This is a genomic window from Lactiplantibacillus daowaiensis (genome assembly GCF_005405085.1).
Taxonomy (GTDB): Bacteria; Bacillota; Bacilli; order Lactobacillales; family Lactobacillaceae; genus Lactiplantibacillus; species Lactiplantibacillus daowaiensis.
The window spans coordinates 73,419-91,240 of the sequence record NZ_BJDJ01000014.1; the positions used below are offsets into that span (position 1 = coordinate 73,419).

Here is a 17,822-nt window from a genome sequence, read left to right on the forward strand (position 1 = left end):
AGCACGCGTTTTTTAGTCAATCGGAAGGTTAGGTAGGTGATATTGTGAAGCAGCCAGTACAAATCAAGACGCCCTTTATTACTTTAGGACAGTTATTGAAAGAAGAAGCCATCATCGGTTCTGGTGGTCAAGCGAAGTGGTTTTTAAGTGAAACCCCCGCAGTGGTCAACGGTGAACTAGATGATCGGCGTGGTCGGAAATTGTATCCCGGAGATACCATTGATATTACCGGTGAAGGGTCTTATATCATTCAGTCCACGACAGAAACGACTGATTAGATGTATTTAGAGAATTTAGCACTACATGACTTTCGCAATTATGCCGACTTAGCCGTGACCTTTAGTCAAGGCGTCAATGTTTTGCTTGGTGAAAATGCCCAAGGTAAAACGAACTTGTTAGAAGCGATTTATGTCTTGGCGTTAACGCGTAGCCATCGGACCGCTAACGATAAAGAATTGATTCGTTGGCAAACGACGACCGCAACCTTAAAAGGCCGGTTACATAAAGCGACTGGCAGCGTACCGTTGGAATTAGAACTTGGTCGCCGTGGTAAACGGGCCAAAGTCAATCATCTTGAACAAGCCAAATTGTCACAATATATTGGCAATTTAAATGTGATCGTCTTTGCACCCGAAGATTTATCAATCGTTAAAGGGGCACCAGCGATTCGGCGTCGGTTTATGGATATGGAATTTGGGCAAATGAGTCCTAAATACCTCTATAACCTCAGCCAGTACCGGACGATTTTGAAACAACGCAATCAATACTTGCGGCAATTGAACCGTCAGCAAGCGAAAGATAAGGTCTACTTAGGGGTCCTATCTGATCAGCTGGCGGCCTTTGGCGCTGAAATTATTGCCAAACGGCTGCAGCTCCTGCAGCAGCTGCAAACGTGGGCCCAACAAGTGCATGCGGAGATCACACAAGGTCAAGAATCTTTGACCTTTCATTATGTGACCCAAGTCGATACGACGACTTTAACGACTGCGGCTGACTTATATCCAGCTTTACAAGCGTTATATACCCAGCAACAAGCTAAAGAAATTTTTCAAGGGACGACTTTATTAGGGCCGCACCGCGATGATTTGCAATTTAGTGTTAATGGGAAAAATGTCCAAACGTTTGGCTCACAAGGTCAACAACGGACAACGGCGTTATCGGTTAAATTAGCCGAGATTGACTTAATGAAAGCTGAAACCGGGGAATACCCCGTGTTGCTCTTAGATGATGTGCTCTCAGAATTAGATGCAGCCCGGCAGACACATTTATTAACGGCGATTCAAGACAAGGTACAGACCTTCTTGACGACGCCTAGTCTGGATGGGGTTGCCCGTAAATTAATTAATGCACCCAAGGTATTTGAAGTTAGCCATGGTATTTTACATGAGGAGGAACCGCATTGACCGAAAATGAAAAAGAAACCAAACTTGAACAAGCACGGGAATATGACGCGAGCCAAATTCAAGTTTTGGAAGGCCTTGAAGCTGTCCGGAAACGTCCCGGAATGTATATTGGGACGACGAGTAGCCAAGGGCTCCACCATTTAGTTTGGGAAATCGTCGATAATGGGATCGATGAAGCGTTAGCTGGCTTTGCCAATAAGATTCACGTCACCGTTGAAAAAGATAACAGTATCACGGTAACGGATAACGGTCGTGGGATTCCAATCGATATTCAAAAGAAAACGGGGAAACCCGCGCTAGAAACGGTCTTTACGATTCTGCATGCCGGTGGGAAATTCGGCGGTGGCGGCTATAAAGTTTCCGGTGGGCTTCATGGGGTTGGGGCTTCGGTCGTCAATGCCTTGTCCACGGAACTTGATGTCAAAGTGACCCGTGATGGCAAAGTGTATTACATGGACTTTGCGCGCGGTAAAGTTAAAACGCCGATGAAGGTCATTGCGACTGATGCGCCGATCGATGCCCATGGTACGGCGGTCCACTTTGTACCGGATTCAGATATTTTCCGTGAAACCACGACGTATGACATTAATGTCTTAACGACGCGGATTCGGGAATTGGCCTTTTTGAACAAGGGCCTCCAAATCTCGATTCGTGATGAGCGACCAGAAGAGCCAACGGAACAAGACTTCTTATATGAAGGCGGGATTCGCCATTACGTCGAGTTCTTGGATAAGAATAAGACGGTTTTATTCCCAGAACCCATCTATGTTGAAGGCGAACAAAACGGGATTACCGTTGAAGTGGCCTTGCAATATACCGACGATTACCATAGCAACTTGATGACCTTTACGAATAATATTCACACCTATGAAGGTGGGACCCATGAAGAAGGGTTCAAACGGGCCTTAACTCGGGTCATCAATGATTATGCCCGTAAAAATAATCTCTTAAAAGATAACGATGCGAACTTATCTGGTGAAGATGTGCGTGAAGGGATGACCGCGGTCGTCAGTGTTAAGCATCCGAACCCTCAATTTGAAGGCCAAACGAAAACCAAGCTTGGTAACTCAGATGCTCGTGCCGCGGTCGATCGGTTGTTCTCAGAACATTTCAATAAGTATTTACTCGAAAATCCAAGTATTGGCCGCAAAGTGGTCGATAAAGGGTTATTGGCGTCTAAAGCGCGGGTCGCAGCCAAACGGGCTCGGGAAGTCACGCGGAAGAAGAGTGGGCTAGAAATCAGCAATTTGCCTGGTAAGCTAGCTGATAATACCAGTAAAGATCCTGAAATCAGTGAATTGTTCATTGTCGAAGGGGATTCTGCCGGTGGGTCAGCTAAGCAAGGGCGGTCACGCTTGACGCAAGCCATCTTACCGATTCGTGGGAAGATTTTAAATGTTGAAAAAGCTAGCATCGATAAGATTTTAGCGAACGAAGAAATTCGGTCATTGTTTACTGCGATGGGGACCGGCTTTGGTGGTGACTTTGATTTAAGCAAAGCCAACTATCACAAGTTGATCATCATGACCGATGCCGATGTCGATGGGGCCCATATTCGGACCTTACTGTTGACCTTGTTCTACCGGTACATGCGGCCATTAGTCGATGCTGGATTTGTCTACATCGCCCAACCGCCGTTGTATCAAGTTCGCCAAGGTAAATTCGTCCGCTATATTGATTCGGATGAAGAATTGAGTGAAGTGATGGGGCAATTGGCACCATCACCAAAACCAGTGGTCCAACGGTACAAAGGGCTAGGGGAAATGGACGCGGAACAATTATGGGAAACGACCATGGATCCAGATAAGCGCCGGTTACTGCGAGTCCGCGATGAAGACGCGGCGGATGCCGACGATGTCTTCTCGATGCTCATGGGTGACCAAGTTAAGCCACGGCGTCAATTTATTGAAGATAATGCCAAGTTCGTCCAAGACTTGGATGTTTAATGACGGGTCGCTTAAACGACCACAGAGATTAGTCAGCGGTGCGTCAAGCACCATTGAAGGAGGATGAAAGACTTGGCTGATGCGGATTTACCAAATCGAATCACGGACGTGAATTTGTCCAAGACCATGCGGACCTCATTTTTAAGCTATGCGATGAGTGTTATTGTGGCCCGGGCCTTACCAGACGTTCGTGATGGGTTGAAACCAGTTCACCGTCGGATTCTTTACGGCATGAGTGAACTGGGCGTGACCCCTGAAAAGCCTTATAAAAAGTCGGCCAGAATTGTTGGGGACGTCATGGGGAAATATCATCCCCATGGGGACTCCGCAATTTATGAATCAATGGTCCGGATGGCGCAAGATTTTAGTTATCGGTACATGTTAGTCGATGGCCATGGGAACTTTGGGTCAGTCGATGGCGATAGTGCCGCGGCCATGCGGTATACCGAAGCCCGGATGAGTAAGATTGCCGTTGAAATGTTACGGGATATCAACAAAGATACCGTTAACTGGCAACCAAACTATGATGATACCGAACGTGAACCAGAAGTCTTACCAGCGCGTTTCCCAAACTTGCTCGTCAATGGGGCGACCGGGATTGCGGTTGGGATGACAACGAATATTCCACCACATAATTTGTCGGAAGTTATCTCGGCAATCCATTTATTAATGGACAATCCTGATGCAACGACGGCCGACTTGATGGAAGCTGTCCCTGGGCCTGATTTTCCAACTGGTGGGATCGTGATGGGTAAATCCGGGATTCGGAAAGCCTATGAAACTGGCCGTGGGAATATCATTATTCGGGCTAAAGTCGACATTCAAGAACAAAAGAACGGCAAACAACGGATCATCATTACCGAGTTACCTTATATGGTCAACAAGGCGAAATTGATCGAACGGATTGCCGGTTTGGCACGAGATAAAGAAATTGAAGGCATTACCGACATCAACGATGAAAGTGACCGTGAAGGGATGCGGGTCGTGATTGATGTGCGGCGCGATGCCAGTGCTTCAGTTATCTTGAATAACTTGTACAAGATGACGTTGATGCAAACCAATTACGGGTTCAACATGTTGGCCATTGTTAAGGGTGCGCCAAAAGTGTTGAGCTTGAAACAAATCTTGATCTATTACCTTGAACATCAAGAAGATGTGATTCGGCGCCGGACCCAATTTGATTTGAAGAAAGCCCAAGCACGGGCGCATATCTTAGAAGGGTTACGGATTGCGTTAGATCACATTGATGAGATCATTTCAATTATTCGTAATTCACAAACGAGTGAAATCGCGAAGAACCAATTGATGGATAACTATGGGTTATCTGATAAACAAGCCCAAGCTATCTTAGACATGCGGTTAGTGCGGTTGACTGGTTTGGAACGAGAAAAGATTGAAAGTGAATATCAAGATCTTTTAAAAGCCATTGCGGACTACAAGGCCATTTTGGCTAGCAAGGAACGCATCAACCAAATTATTTACGAAGAATTACTTGAAATTCAACGTAAATTTGGTGATGAACGACGGACTGAATTAATGGTCGGGGAAGTCTTGAGTATCGAAGACGAAGACTTGATCGAAGAAGAAGAAGTCGCCGTGACGTTGACCCACAATGGGTACATCAAACGCTTGCCAACGACTGAATTCAAGTCGCAACATCGTGGTGGTCGTGGAATTCAAGGGATGGATGTCCATGATGATGACTTCATCGAACATCTTTTGACGACGTCGACGCATGATGTCTTGTTGTTCTTTACGAATGCTGGGAAAGTTTATCGTATGAAGGCTTACGAAATTCCAGAATACGGTCGGACTGCGAAGGGGATTCCGGTGATTAACCTATTAGGGGTTAACTCTGGTGAAACGATCCAAGCGGTCGTCAATGTCTCTGGCGATGCCAATGCGAGTGATAACTTCTTGTTCTTTACGACTTTAAATGGGGTCGTTAAACGGACACCGGTACAAGAATTTGCCAATATTCGCAGCAATGGGCTCAAGGCGATTACGTTGAAGGATGACGATGAATTAATTGGTGTGACGATTACCGATGGCCATCAAAATATGATTATCGGGACGCATGCTGGTTATGCCGTCAGCTTTGATGAAACCACAGTTCGGTCGATGGGCCGGACAGCCGCCGGGGTCCGTGGGATTCGATTACGTGAGGCTGATTATGTGGTCGGCTTTGATATTTTGAAGTCTGATAGCAAGGTCTTTATCATTACGGAAAAAGGCTACGGGAAACAAACCCCTGCTGCCGAGTACCCAATTAAGGGTCGTGGTGGTAAAGGGATCAAGACCGCTAATGTGACCGCTAAGAATGGGTCATTAGCAGGATTGACCACGGTTGAAGGCACCGAAGATATTATGGTGATGACCAACCAAGGGGTCATGATTCGCTTTAATATCGCGACTGTTTCGCAAACGGGCCGGGCGACCTTAGGGGTCCGCTTGATGCGCTTAGGTGATGATGGCAAGGTGGCAACGATGGCGAAGGTTGAACCTGAAACCGATGATGGTGATGATAACCCTGAAGCAACGCCAGAAAATCCAGCGAATGCTTCAGCGTCTTCAGTCGCCCCAACGGCAGAACCTACCGAACCTACTGATGGCCACGATGAGTCACAGGCTTAGCCGTTAACCTAATTAAAATGACGTTTGAAAAAGATGTGCGGGCAATTTTGCGGCACATCTTTTTTTGTGCCTGAAAACCTGGCGCTAAATAATTTCCCGGGAAATAAAGTAACGGCAGCCAAGTTGCGGAGTTGACGGACGTATCGAAGCTTAGGATTTTTTTGTTTTGTCGGCTGTGTCAAACCTTGCAACAAATAAACTTAGATGCTATACTTGTAATTCGTGAGTATCTAAATAAAACTTAGATTACTTTCCTTGCTCTTTCAAAAGGAAGGGCCTGAAGTCCATAAGGAGGTGCAAATTTCATGAGTGAATCAAAGAAATATGAAATTACTTACATCGTACGTCCAGACATCGATGATGCTGCTAAGACAGCTTTAGTTGATCGTTTTGACAAAATCTTAACTGATAACGGTGCGGAAGTAATTGATTCAAAAGACTGGTCAAAGCGTCGTTTCGCATACGAAATCGGCGGTTTCAATGAAGGTACTTATCATATCGTCAACTTAACGACGACTGATGACGCTTCTTTGAACGAATTCGACCGGCTTTCAAAGATCAATGATGACATTTTACGTCACATGATCGTTCGTCGCGAAGACTAATTCAATTAAACCGAAATAAATTACGAGAGGAGCACTTCTGTTTATGATTAACCGTACAGTTCTTGTTGGCCGACTAACAAGAGATCCTGAGTTACGATACACTTCTGGTGGTGCAGCGGTCGCGACATTTTCGCTCGCTGTTAACCGGAGTTTTACGAATCAAAATGGGGAACGTGAAGCAGATTTCATCAATTGCGTCATTTGGCGTAAAGCTGCTGAAAATTTTGCGAACTTCACCCATAAAGGGTCACTTGTTGGCATTGATGGCCGGATTCAAACCCGGAATTATGAAAACCAACAAGGTCAACGGGTCTATGTAACTGAAGTGGTCGTTGAAAACTTCTCATTATTGGAATCGCGAGCTGAATCCGAACGTTATCGGTCAGCAAACGGCGGTAGCAGTGCCAACAACAATGCTGGTGGCTACGGCAATAATAACAATAATGGTGGTTATCAAGCTGGCCAAAATACCGCTCCTCAACAGTCATCAGCGGCAAATAGCAATCCCTTTGGGAACGGCAATGGTGGGAACACTAATACCGGTGCGGCAACAACTGGGAACGCCACAAGTGGTGCGAACAATAACCAAGCCGATCCGTTTGCCAACAATGGGGACCAAATTGATATTTCCGATGATGATTTACCATTCTAAGCAGGTTAACTGCGCTAATTAGAGGAGGGAAATAGCTATGGCTCAACAAAGAAGAGGTGGCCGTCGTCGTCGTAAAGTCGACTTCATCGCCGCTAATCATATCGAATACATCGATTATAAAGATACTGACTTATTACGTCGTTTCATTTCAGAACGTGGGAAGATTTTGCCACGTCGTGTAACGGGTACTAGTGCCAAGAACCAACGCTCTTTGACGATTGCAATCAAGCGCGCACGGATCATGGGCTTATTACCATTCGTTTCTGAAGACTAATAACTTCAGTTTTTAAACCACGGGACTCGGTTTCCGTGGTTTTTATTTACCCATTTTTCAACCGATATGATTTAATTAATCTTGTCGGTTGAACGTGACTAATATGCCAGCGCGGTTTGTGATAAAATATAATTATTACTGAGAACTCTTGAGGGAATTTCAAATGAAAAAATTTTTTTCGCGCGAAAACATTCCATTTTTCTTACAAAATCAACAATTGCGGTTACTCGCATTAGTCATCTTTGGACTTTCACTAATTACATTAGTGACGGGCTTTTTGATGAACTGGGTGTTTGGGACGATCGTCTTAGTCTTGATCATCTTAGCGGGTGTGATGTCGTACAACACGTTGATTGAGCTAAGTTCAAGCGCTAACGAATATATATCAGATTTATCTTACCGGATTAAACGAGGGGAACAAGAAGCATTGATCCAAATGCCAATTGGGGTCCTACTCTTTAATGCGGACCAAACGATTGAGTGGGTCAATCCCTATTTACAACGGTATTTTGGTGATCAGGATGTGATCGGTTATCGGTTAGAAGATATTGACGCTGAATTAGCCGCGGCGGTCGCGGATCATGTCGATCAACCAGCGACGATTCGGTGGCATGATTACCAATTCGACTTACGGGTCCAACCAAGTACCAAAACGTTGTATTTAATGGATGTCACCAAATATGCGGAGTTAGCCGATCAATTTGAAGATGAAAAATTGGTGATTGGTCAGATCTTCTTAGATAACTATGATGAAATCACCCAATCAATGGCGGATACAGATATTTCTAACTTAAATAACTATGTCACCAACGAATTGTCAAAGTGGACGCAAACCTTTGGCATGTACTTAAAGCGACTCGATGACGATCATTTCTTCTTATTAGGCTATGCCAGCAGTTTACGGCGAGTCGAAGAAAATAAGTTTCGGATTTTAGACCGTATTCGCGAATCTACTTCCAAGCAAAACTTCCCGTTAACGTTAAGTATCGGGATTGCCTATGGCGAACGGAACATGAATAACTTGGCTGATATGGCCCAAAGCAATATGGATCTGGCCTTAGGACGTGGGGGCGACCAAGTTGTCGTCAAAGCCGAAGACGAGCCCGCACGTTTTTATGGGGGGAAGACGAACCCGATGGAAAAGCGGACGCGGGTCCGGGCGCGGATGATCAGCCAGACGTTGATCGAATTGATGAATCAATCCGATCAAGTCTTTGTGCAAGGGCATCATCAACCAGATATGGATGCGGTTGGCGCTTGTCTTGGGATTCGACGGATTGCGGAAATGAATGGCAAGCAATGTTGGATCGTCTTAGACGAACAGAACCTCCATTCTGATATTCAACGGTTATTGGATCAGTTGAAGCTCGATGATGATATTGAATCATCGATTATCTCACCAGCTGAGGCCTTAGAAAAGGCCACTGACCAAAGTTTATTGGTCTTGGCAGATCATTCTAAGCCAAGTATTTCAATGTCACAGGCGTTGTATGAGCGGCTAGAAAACCGGGTCATGATTATTGATCATCACCGGCGGGGCGAAGAATTTCCCGAAAATCCGGTTTTGGTTTATATTGAACCATATGCTTCTTCAACTTGTGAGTTGATTACCGAAATGTTCGAATATCAATCCCATGATGCCGAACCAATCAATAAGATTGAAGCCACGGCGATGTTAACCGGGATTGTGATCGACACGAAGTCCTTCTCGTTACGAACGGGATCGCGGACGTTTGATGCTGCCAGCTACTTGCGTTCAGCAGGGGCGGATAGTTTGTTAGTCCAACAGTTCATGAAGGAAAATGTCGATAGTTACTTACAACGGAATCATTTAATTGAATCAGTCGAATTCGTGAATCAAGATATGGCGTTGTGTGTCGGTGAAAATGATCAAGTCTATGATCCAGTGACTGCAGCGCAAGCAGCTGACTCATTGTTAGCCATGTCAGGGGTTGATGCCTCATTTGTCATTACCCGGCGAGAAGATGGTCGGGTCGGCATTTCGGCGCGTTCATTGGGCGAAATCAACGTCCAAGTTTATATGGAACGTCTTGGCGGTGGGGGTCACTTATCAAATGCGGCGACCCAAATCGAAGGTCAATCGGTTGATGAGGTCAAGCAAGCCTTGATCGACTTATTAACCGCTAATGATGATACGAATTCAGAATCTAATTAGGAGTGAGACACATGCAAGTTATTTTTCTAAGTGATGTACGCGGTAAAGGTAAACGGGGCCAAGTTAAAAATGTCCCAGATGGTTACGCCCAAAACTTTTTAATTAAAAAAGGGTTAGCTAAAGAAGCGACTAAAGCGGCGATCAATACATTAAAGGCTGAACAAAAGTCTGAAGCAGCTAAGGCCGCTGAAGAGTTGGCAATGGCTAAGACGACTAAAGAAGCGTTAGAAGCTGACAGTACCGTCGTTGAATTGAAAGCTAAAGCCGGGACTGACGGCCGTTTATTCGGGTCGATTCCTAGCAAGCAAATTGCCACGGCGTTAGCCGATCAATATCAAGTTAAATTAGATAAACGTAAAATCGAATTACCAGATCCAATTCGGGTCTTAGGTTACACGAACGTGCCCGTTAAGCTGCATCCTGAAGTAACAGCTAAGATTCGCGTGCACGTGGTCGAAAAGTAAAAGGACGGACCGCACATGAACAACGATGGGTTAGTCGAGCAAACCCCCCCACAAAATATTGAAGCCGAAAAAGCCGTTTTAGGGGCTATTTTCTTAAATAGTGATGCCTTAGTTGAAGCGATGGAATTCGTGGAAGCCACAGACTTTTATCGACGGGCCCACCAGATCATTTTTGCCAGCATGGTCACGTTAAATGACCGTGATGAAGCGATTGATGCGGTGACGGTCAGTGACTTACTCACCGCCCAAAATCAGTTGGACGACGTTGGTGGGATGAGCTATATTGCTGAATTAGCGGGTTCCGTGCCAACGGCTGCTAATGCTGGTTACTATGCTAAAATCGTGGCCCAAAAAGCAACGGTGCGGCGCCTGATCAAAGCGGCGACCGAAATCACGACCAAAGCCTATACTGAAAATGACGATGTGACGACCTTACTAGATGATGCCGAACGTGACATCATGAATGTGTCAGAACAACGGAACCAAAGTGGCTTTAAGTCGATTGCGGACGTGTTGAATTCTTCGATTGAAGAAATCGACCGCCTCTATCAAAATGATGATGACATTACCGGGTTACCAACGGGCTTTTCAGAGTTGGATAAGATGACGGCGGGGCTACAACCGGATAACTTGATTATCTTAGCGGCGCGGCCGGCCGTTGGTAAAACGGCCTTTGCGTTGAATATAGCGCAAAATGTGGCTACCAAGACGGATACGACCGTCGCCATTTTCAGTTTGGAAATGGGGGCCGAATCATTGGTTAACCGGATGTTGTGCGCTGAAGGTAGTATCGATGCTGGCCATTTACGGACCGGGCAACTGGACGAAGAAGAGTGGGAACACCTAGTCGTGGCCATGGGGAGCTTGTCAAAAGCCAGTATTTATATTGACGATACCCCAGGGATCAAGATGTCTGAAATCCGGGCAAAAAGTCGGCGGTTAGCTAAGGAACAAGGTAATCTTGGGTTGATCGTGGTCGATTATTTGCAGCTGATTGAAGGTGGGAACACCGAAAGTCGGCAACAAGAAGTTTCTGAAATTTCACGGCAAATGAAGAAGTTGGCTAAAGAATTAGGGATTCCCGTTATTGCCTTGTCACAGTTATCTCGTGGCGTGGAACAACGGCAGGATAAACGGCCGGTGCTATCGGATATTCGGGAATCTGGTTCAATCGAACAAGATGCTGATATCGTAGCCTTCTTATATCGTGAAGATTATTATGATCGCGCCGATGGGGACGATGACGATAGTGGTGGTAACTTTGGTGGCGGTGGTGGCGACTTTAATGGTGGTGACCCCCGCGATCAAGATGCCTCGGAAGACGTCGGTGAAGTTGAAGTGATTATCGAAAAAAACCGGGCTGGGGCGCGGGGAACGGTCAAGTTATTGTTTGTTAAACCATTCAATAAGTTCTCGTCCGTTTCTTATGCCCAAGACCCACAGAATCAATAAACTAATTATCAGACGCTTGGGAAGCTTTCTCAGGCGTCTTTTTTAGTCTGTAGCTTTAGGTTGATTGCGGTCGTCGATTGCCGGCCGTGCCATAATGACCAATTATTTTTGAACATGAATTTATAAAATGCTGTGATATGATAGAACTAATACGCAATTATTAAAATTAACTTTGAAACGGTGGTGGGGCGATGGCACGTAAATCATCAATCGGAATCCCGTGGTTGATTGCGGGACAATTTATGAATAATATTGGGATGAGCTTTATTTGGCCCTTGACCACGATCTATATGCATAATGTGTTAGGCAAGTCATTGACTGAAACTGGGGTCGTATTGATGTTGAACTCGATTGCCAATGTTTGTGCCAGTACCATGGGTGGTCGGATCTTTGATCGCCATAATCCATATACCTTGTTGTTAATGGGGATTATCCTAAATGGTACGGCGAACTTAATGTTGATCTTTTGGCATGGGTGGCCCTGGTATCCGTTATTATTAGTGGTCACAGGATTTGCGAGTGGCTGGTTGAATACGATGTTTAATGCTTTAGCAGCCAGTGTACCGCGTCAAAAGGTACGGCGAACCTTTACCTTGATGTATTTAGCGGCCAATTTAGGCGTTGTTTTTGGAACGATGTTTGTTGGAATCGTTTATCAGATGGGCATGGCATTACTTTTCTCAATGACCACGAGTTTATATGTGATTTTTTTAGTGATTGCTATTTTTGAATACAATGTTGATTCTAGTCAAGTGACGGGTGTTGATCCGCGGCAAGCACGGGATATTCGGTTACCCCGCGCCAATGGTCGGATGGTTTGGACCTTTTTCGTCAGTTTGTTTATAATTTGGTTATTGTACGAACAATGGGTCAGCAATTTATCCGTTTATATGACGAATCTAGGAATGCCGTTACGAAACTATAGCTTTTTATGGACCGTCAATGCTGGCTTATTAGTCGTGATTCAAAGTATTTTAAGCCTGCTAGGCGATCGGATCAAAAGCTTGTATCATCAGTTTTTCTTTGGTATGTTGTTTGTCGGCTTATCGTTTCTATCCTTAGTGATTGCCCATGATTATCCCCACTTTATTTTCGCGATGGTCTTACTGACGATTGGGGAAGCGACGTGGTCACCAGCGATGCCAACGTTAGTCAGTCAACTATCCCCAGTCAGTGCCAAGGGGCGTTACCAAGGTTTAGTGCAAGCCTTCTGTGCATTTGGCCGGTCATTAGGCCCGTTATTCGGGGGCTTAGTTATTGATAATTGGTCATATAAAGCGTTATTTTTACTCGCCTTTGTTATCTTGATGCTCGTGTTAGGTATCAATATCGGCGTTGTCCATTGGAATCAAAAACAAGCCGTTAATTACATGACGGACGACTTAAAATCATCATAATGTTTCACGTGAAACAAAAAAATAAAAAGTTGGTGGCAGTAGTGGAAGCAATGCGACAATTACAAGCAAAACGGGTCGTCATTAAAGTGGGGACTAGTACGTTGGTTTATCCTGATGGGGCGATCAATCTGCGGGCAATCGATCAATTGGCCTTCGTGATCAGTGCAATGCGACATCATGGTCGTGAAGTTGTTTTAGTTTCATCTGGGGCGATTGGGGTCGGGTTAAACTATATTGGGTTGAAACAGCGGCCCAAGGCCATCCCAGAACAACAAGCGATTGCGGCGATTGGGCAATCGGAATTGATCTCGATTTATAAGGAACGGTTTGCCGTTTATGAACAAAAAATCGGCCAATTATTGTTGACTCGCGATATCTTCGTTTACCCCAAGAGTCATCAAAATGTCATGAACACGTTTGAAGCCTTATTGGCCCAAAATATCGTCCCCATCGTCAATGAAAATGATACGGTGGCGGTTGATGAATTGGACCATGAAACGAAGTTTGGCGATAACGACCAGTTGTCAGCGGTCGTGGCGACGAATATCGATGCGGATTTATTAATTATGCTGTCAGATATTGACGGCTTTTATGATGGTAATCCAAATGGTGACACTGGGGCGACCTTATTGTCCCATGTGGCCAAAGTTAACCAAGCCACGTATACGTTGGCCGGTGGGACTGGTAGCCGGTTTGGGACTGGTGGCATGGTGACAAAACTTAAAGCTGCAGAACGGATGATTAAAGCCGACAGCCAAATGGTATTGGCTAATGGCGCTGACCCAACGATTATTTTTCAAATTTTAGCGGGCGAACCAGTGGGAACGCTCTTCGGTTAAGATAGGAGCTAAGAAAACATGGAAACAGCAGCAACGACTTTAGCGACTTTGGGTCAGCAAGCCCAACAGGCCAGCTATGCCCTAGGGCTATTAGCCACAAAACAAAAAAACACGATCTTACTAGCAATGGCCGATGCATTAGTGGCCCAACAAGCGACGATTTTAGCCGCCAATGCCCGCGACCTTGAAAATCCCAAGATTCCAGCTAAGTTCGTAGACCGCTTGACGTTAACTGCGGATCGGATTCAGGCGATGGCAACGGGATTGCGGCAAGTCGCTGCGTTACCCGATCCAATCGGGAACGTTGATCGGGCTTGGCGGAATGAAGCGGGGTTGATGATTGCCAAAGAACGGGTGCCATTAGGCGTTATTGGAATGATTTTTGAAGCGCGACCTAACGTGACGGTCGATGCCTCCGCTTTGTGCTTTAAGACCGGGAATGCAGTGATTTTACGTGGTGGTAAAGAAGCTTTGTATTCCAACCAAGCCTTAGTCCAAGTGTTACAAGGTACGCTAAGTGCGGCTGGTATCGACCAGTATGCGATTCAACTGATCCAAGATACGTCGCATGCGACCGCCGAAAAGTTCATGCAACTGACCGATTATGTTGATGTTTTGATTCCACGTGGGAGTGCCCGGTTGATTCAAACGGTCTTGGCTAAAGCAACAGTGCCGGTCATTGAGACTGGTGCTGGGAACTGCCATGTATATGTTGATCAAGCGGCCCAATTACCAATGGCGACGGCTATTATTGTCAATGGGAAGGTCCAACGACCGTCAGTATGTAATGCCACCGAAAAAGTCTTGATTCATCGGGCGGTTGCGGCGGATTACTTGCCAACCATCATCACGGCGTTGCGCGATCAAGGCGTCGAAGTCAGAGGCGATGCGGCGACCCAAGCCATCGTACCTGACGTGATCTTGGCGACGGCAACTGATTGGCGGACTGAATACAATGACTTGATTATTGCGATTAAAGTGGTGGACTCTGAAGCTGAGGCCATCACGCACATTAATCGGTATAATACGCAACATTCCGAAGCGATTGTGACAGATAATTACCAAGCCGGCAAACTCTTCCAACAACGCGTGAATGCCGCTTGTGTTTATATCAATGCCTCGACCCGTTTTACGGATGGGTTTGAATTTGGTTTTGGTGCTGAAATTGGGATCTCGACCCAAAAGTTACACGCCCGTGGCCCGATGGGGCTCAATGAACTGACGTCATATAAATATATTATCGATGGTAATGGTCAAGTTCGACCATAACCGTATGCTTAAGACTAATCCAGTGATGACGACCTAAAGTCATCATTGGATTAGTCTTTTTTAATTGATTCGGTAAGTGACCAAATTAACATTGTGAATTTTAGCACACTTCTTAAGAAAATCTTAATAATTACGTCAATCAGTTTGAAACCGCGTCAGAACGCAATTTCTGTCGATAGTTGTCGGGCTACAGTTCCCAGTGATTCATGACTTTAGTGGACTATTTATTGTTAGACCAGCTTTTAAGACCAATAAGGTGGACATAATAAGGCCAACTTATTAAGGATAGGCAAGGGCAAGGTGGCTTCGTATAATGAAATTAAGTTTAATGATTGTTCATTTAATCACATACTGGGGGTGGCGAAATTTGGCAACACCACAAGCACAAGCCGCAGCACCGAGCTATTTGTTCAATACTGGGGCATTGTTTCGGAGTCAAGACTACTTTGGTTGTCATTGGGAAACAGCCAAGCAAGTCAGTTTTCGCGTTTGGGCACCGCAGGCAACGGCCGTACAAGTTGTTGGGAGTTTCAATGACTGGCAGGCGACGACTCCGATGACCATGATTGGGACGACTGGGATTTGGACGACAACGATTAGCGGTGTCAAAGTTGGGGATTTGTACAAGTTTCAAGTAACCGGTGCGGATGGCCAAGTGCACTTGAAGATCGATCCGTTTGCGCGGCAATTTGAAAAAAAGCCTGGCGATGCCGCTGTCGTGATTGCACCAACTGAGATGGCTTGGCACGACAGTCTTTGGATGGCGCGGCGCAAGAAATCGCGGCCGGCTAATCGGCCCATCAATATTTATGAAGTGCACTTAGGCTCATGGCGGCGGCATGCCGATGATCAGTACGAGACGTATCAAGAATTAGCAGCGGCGTTGATTCCGTATGTCAAAAAAATGGGCTATACCCATATTGAGTTGATGCCAGTGATGGAACACTTACTCGATGCGTCGTGGGGCTATCAGCAATTGGGGTACTTTGCGCCAACGAGTCGGTTTGGCTCGCAACAAGACTTTTTAGCGTTTATCGATCAATGTCACCGCGCCAACTTAGGGGTGATCGTCGATTGGGTCCCAGGTCACTTTATTCGCAACTATGATGCGTTATATCAATACGATGGCACGCCGACTTTTGAATATCAAGATCCTGACCGCGCGAACAATCGCCGCTGGGGGGCTTGGAATTTTGATTTAGGTAAAACGCAAGTGCAAAGTTTTCTGATTTCTAGCGCCTTATTTTGGCTAACGGATTGTCATTTAGACGGGTTACGCGTAGATGCAGTGTCAAATATGTTGTATCTCGACTATGACGAGGGCCGTGAGGGGCAGGTCAATCAATATGGCGATAATCGTAACTTAAAGGGAATCGCCTTTTTACAACGGTTGAACACGGTCGTCTTTCAACAACATCCCGATGTCTTGATGATTGCTGAAGAATCATCGGCATATCCGCAAGTTACCGGTCGTGTTGATCAAGGTGGGTTAGGCTTCAATTACAAATGGAATATGGGTTGGATGCACGATACGCTAGATTTCTTTAGCATGGATCCGTTGTATCGCCATGACCATTTCAACTTGTTGACGTTTGCTTTTGTCTATATGTTTGACGAACAATTCATTTTGCCATTCTCACATGATGAAGTCGTGCATGGCAAAAAGTCACTGATGCATAAGATGCCGGGCGACCGCTATAATCAGTTTGCCAATTTACGGACGATGCTAACGTACATGGCGGCTTTTCCAGGCAAGCAGTTGAACTTCATGGGGTCTGAGTGGGGCCAATTCTTAGAGTGGCGTGATTGGAGCCAATTAGAATGGGTTGATTTAGAAGATGAGTTGAATCACAAAATGCAGCACTTTACCCAAACGTTGAATCAAGTCTACGACCAAAATCGGCCATTGTGGGAACTCGATCACGAGGCCGCTGGATTGCGCTATACCTACACTGATGATCCTGAAAGTTCAACGATGGCCTTTATTCGCCAGGCCAAACGCAAGTACAGTTTCGTAGTCGCTGCCTTTAATTTCGTCCCAGTTGAACGGCGACATTACCGCATTGGCGTGCCATATGTTGGGCGCTATGACTTATTACTAAATACCGAAGCCCAAGCGTTTGGTGGGACTTGGACCAAGTTAGAAACAACCTTTACGGCGGTGGCTGAGCCATACCATGGACAACCAGCCAGTTTTGACGTCACGTTGCCCGCCATGGGGGCATTATTGATACGACCACGGCAAGTAAAAAAGGGGAGTCGGAAACATGAATGATGAAATGCTTGGCATTATCTTAGCTGGGGGCCAGGGGACCCGTTTAGGTAAGTTAACTAAAGACACGGCAAAGCCCGCGGTGCCATTTGGTGGTCGGTACCGGATTATTGATTTCACCTTGAGCAACTGTGCCAACTCGGGTGTCAATACCGTTGGGGTCATTACCCAATACCAACCGTTAGAATTAAATGCTCATATTGGCAATGGTGCGAGTTGGGGGTTAGATGATTTAAATGGTGGTGTGACCGTCTTACAACCTTATTCGTCAACGGAAGGCGAAAAGTTTTTTGAGGGGACCGCGCATGCGATTTATCAAAATATTGAATATATCGATCAACATAACCCGAAGTACTTATTAGGGCTCTATGATATTTGGTGTTGATGGATAAAATCCATCGACGCCTTTTTTGTAAAACAAACTAAAAAGGGCATACTG

The 17,822-nt window shown here is 45.7% G+C and carries 14 protein-coding genes and 1 pseudogene; all 15 read left to right on the forward strand.

The window, feature by feature from the left end; translation table 11 throughout:
- Positions 1-44 precede the first annotated feature (44 nt).
- Complete coding sequence (gene yaaA / locus FFM75_RS09690; protein WP_137628974.1) at positions 45-278, forward strand: S4 domain-containing protein YaaA; 234 nt, start codon at positions 45-47, stop codon at positions 276-278.
- A complete protein-coding gene (recF, locus tag FFM75_RS09695; RefSeq protein ID WP_137628975.1) occupies positions 279-1,403 on the forward strand; it encodes a DNA replication/repair protein RecF in 1,125 nt (374 codons plus the stop codon).
- Positions 1,400-3,349 (forward strand): DNA topoisomerase (ATP-hydrolyzing) subunit B, encoded by a 1,950-nt coding sequence (gyrB, locus tag FFM75_RS09700; RefSeq protein ID WP_137628976.1) that lies wholly within the window; start codon positions 1,400-1,402, stop codon positions 3,347-3,349. Before recF ends, gyrB begins: the two co-directional genes overlap by 4 nt.
- Before the next feature lie 126 nt (positions 3,350-3,475).
- On the forward strand, positions 3,476-5,983 hold the full coding sequence (gene gyrA / locus FFM75_RS09705) for a DNA gyrase subunit A (RefSeq protein ID WP_379832156.1): 2,508 nt from the start codon (positions 3,476-3,478) through the stop codon (positions 5,981-5,983).
- Positions 5,984-6,288: 305 nt separating this feature from the next.
- The gene (rpsF, locus tag FFM75_RS09710; RefSeq protein WP_137628978.1) at positions 6,289-6,588 is read left to right on the forward strand and encodes a 30S ribosomal protein S6; all 300 of its coding nucleotides are present in this window, start codon (positions 6,289-6,291) and stop codon (positions 6,586-6,588) included.
- Between the two features lie 43 nt (positions 6,589-6,631).
- A complete protein-coding gene (gene ssb / locus FFM75_RS09715) occupies positions 6,632-7,240 on the forward strand; it encodes a single-stranded DNA-binding protein (RefSeq protein ID WP_137628979.1) in 609 nt (202 codons plus the stop codon).
- 37 nt (positions 7,241-7,277) lie between these two features.
- The gene (rpsR, locus tag FFM75_RS09720) at positions 7,278-7,514 is read left to right on the forward strand and encodes a 30S ribosomal protein S18 (protein WP_137628980.1); all 237 of its coding nucleotides are present in this window, start codon (positions 7,278-7,280) and stop codon (positions 7,512-7,514) included.
- A 163-nt stretch (positions 7,515-7,677) separates the two neighbouring features.
- The gene (locus FFM75_RS09725) at positions 7,678-9,690 is read left to right on the forward strand and encodes a DHH family phosphoesterase (RefSeq protein ID WP_137628981.1); all 2,013 of its coding nucleotides are present in this window, start codon (positions 7,678-7,680) and stop codon (positions 9,688-9,690) included.
- Positions 9,691-9,701: 11 nt separating this feature from the next.
- On the forward strand, positions 9,702-10,154 hold the full coding sequence (rplI, locus tag FFM75_RS09730) for a 50S ribosomal protein L9 (protein WP_137628982.1): 453 nt from the start codon (positions 9,702-9,704) through the stop codon (positions 10,152-10,154).
- 15 nt (positions 10,155-10,169) lie between these two features.
- Positions 10,170-11,606: a replicative DNA helicase gene (gene dnaB, locus FFM75_RS09735; protein ID WP_137628983.1), complete on the forward strand. Its 1,437-nt coding sequence runs from the start codon at positions 10,170-10,172 to the stop codon at positions 11,604-11,606.
- A gap of 191 nt (positions 11,607-11,797) precedes the next feature.
- On the forward strand, positions 11,798-13,003 hold the full coding sequence (locus FFM75_RS09740) for an MDR family MFS transporter (RefSeq protein ID WP_379832150.1): 1,206 nt from the start codon (positions 11,798-11,800) through the stop codon (positions 13,001-13,003).
- Positions 13,004-13,044: 41 nt separating this feature from the next.
- Positions 13,045-13,842 carry a glutamate 5-kinase gene (proB, locus tag FFM75_RS09745; protein WP_137628984.1) on the forward strand — a complete coding sequence of 266 codons (798 nt, stop codon included), beginning with the start codon at positions 13,045-13,047 and terminating at the stop codon, positions 13,840-13,842.
- A gap of 18 nt (positions 13,843-13,860) precedes the next feature.
- On the forward strand, positions 13,861-15,111 hold the full coding sequence (locus FFM75_RS09750; RefSeq protein ID WP_137628985.1) for a glutamate-5-semialdehyde dehydrogenase: 1,251 nt from the start codon (positions 13,861-13,863) through the stop codon (positions 15,109-15,111).
- Between the two features lie 313 nt (positions 15,112-15,424).
- Complete coding sequence (gene glgB, locus FFM75_RS09755; protein ID WP_223876655.1) at positions 15,425-17,386, forward strand: 1,4-alpha-glucan branching protein GlgB; 1,962 nt, start codon at positions 15,425-15,427, stop codon at positions 17,384-17,386.
- Positions 17,379-17,744 (forward strand): annotated as a pseudogene (locus tag FFM75_RS09760) (sugar phosphate nucleotidyltransferase); the annotation flags it as partial. The gene glgB and the pseudogene FFM75_RS09760, both read left to right, overlap by 8 nt.
- Between the last annotated feature and the right edge of the window lie 78 nt (positions 17,745-17,822).

Coding starts and splice junctions, on each gene's coding strand:
- recF (WP_137628975.1), top strand. CDS start 279: ATGTATTTAGAGAATTTAGCACTACATGACTTTCGCAATTATGCCGAC.
- gyrA (WP_379832156.1), top strand. CDS start 3,476: ATGCGGACCTCATTTTTAAGCTATGCGATGAGTGTTATTGTGGCCCGG.
- rpsF (WP_137628978.1), top strand. CDS start 6,289: ATGAGTGAATCAAAGAAATATGAAATTACTTACATCGTACGTCCAGAC.
- ssb (WP_137628979.1), top strand. CDS start 6,632: ATGATTAACCGTACAGTTCTTGTTGGCCGACTAACAAGAGATCCTGAG.
- rpsR (WP_137628980.1), top strand. CDS start 7,278: ATGGCTCAACAAAGAAGAGGTGGCCGTCGTCGTCGTAAAGTCGACTTC.
- FFM75_RS09725 (WP_137628981.1), top strand. CDS start 7,678: ATGAAAAAATTTTTTTCGCGCGAAAACATTCCATTTTTCTTACAAAAT.
- rplI (WP_137628982.1), top strand. CDS start 9,702: ATGCAAGTTATTTTTCTAAGTGATGTACGCGGTAAAGGTAAACGGGGC.
- dnaB (WP_137628983.1), top strand. CDS start 10,170: ATGAACAACGATGGGTTAGTCGAGCAAACCCCCCCACAAAATATTGAA.
- FFM75_RS09740 (WP_379832150.1), top strand. CDS start 11,798: ATGGCACGTAAATCATCAATCGGAATCCCGTGGTTGATTGCGGGACAA.
- FFM75_RS09750 (WP_137628985.1), top strand. CDS start 13,861: ATGGAAACAGCAGCAACGACTTTAGCGACTTTGGGTCAGCAAGCCCAA.
- glgB (WP_223876655.1), top strand. CDS start 15,425: ATGAAATTAAGTTTAATGATTGTTCATTTAATCACATACTGGGGGTGG.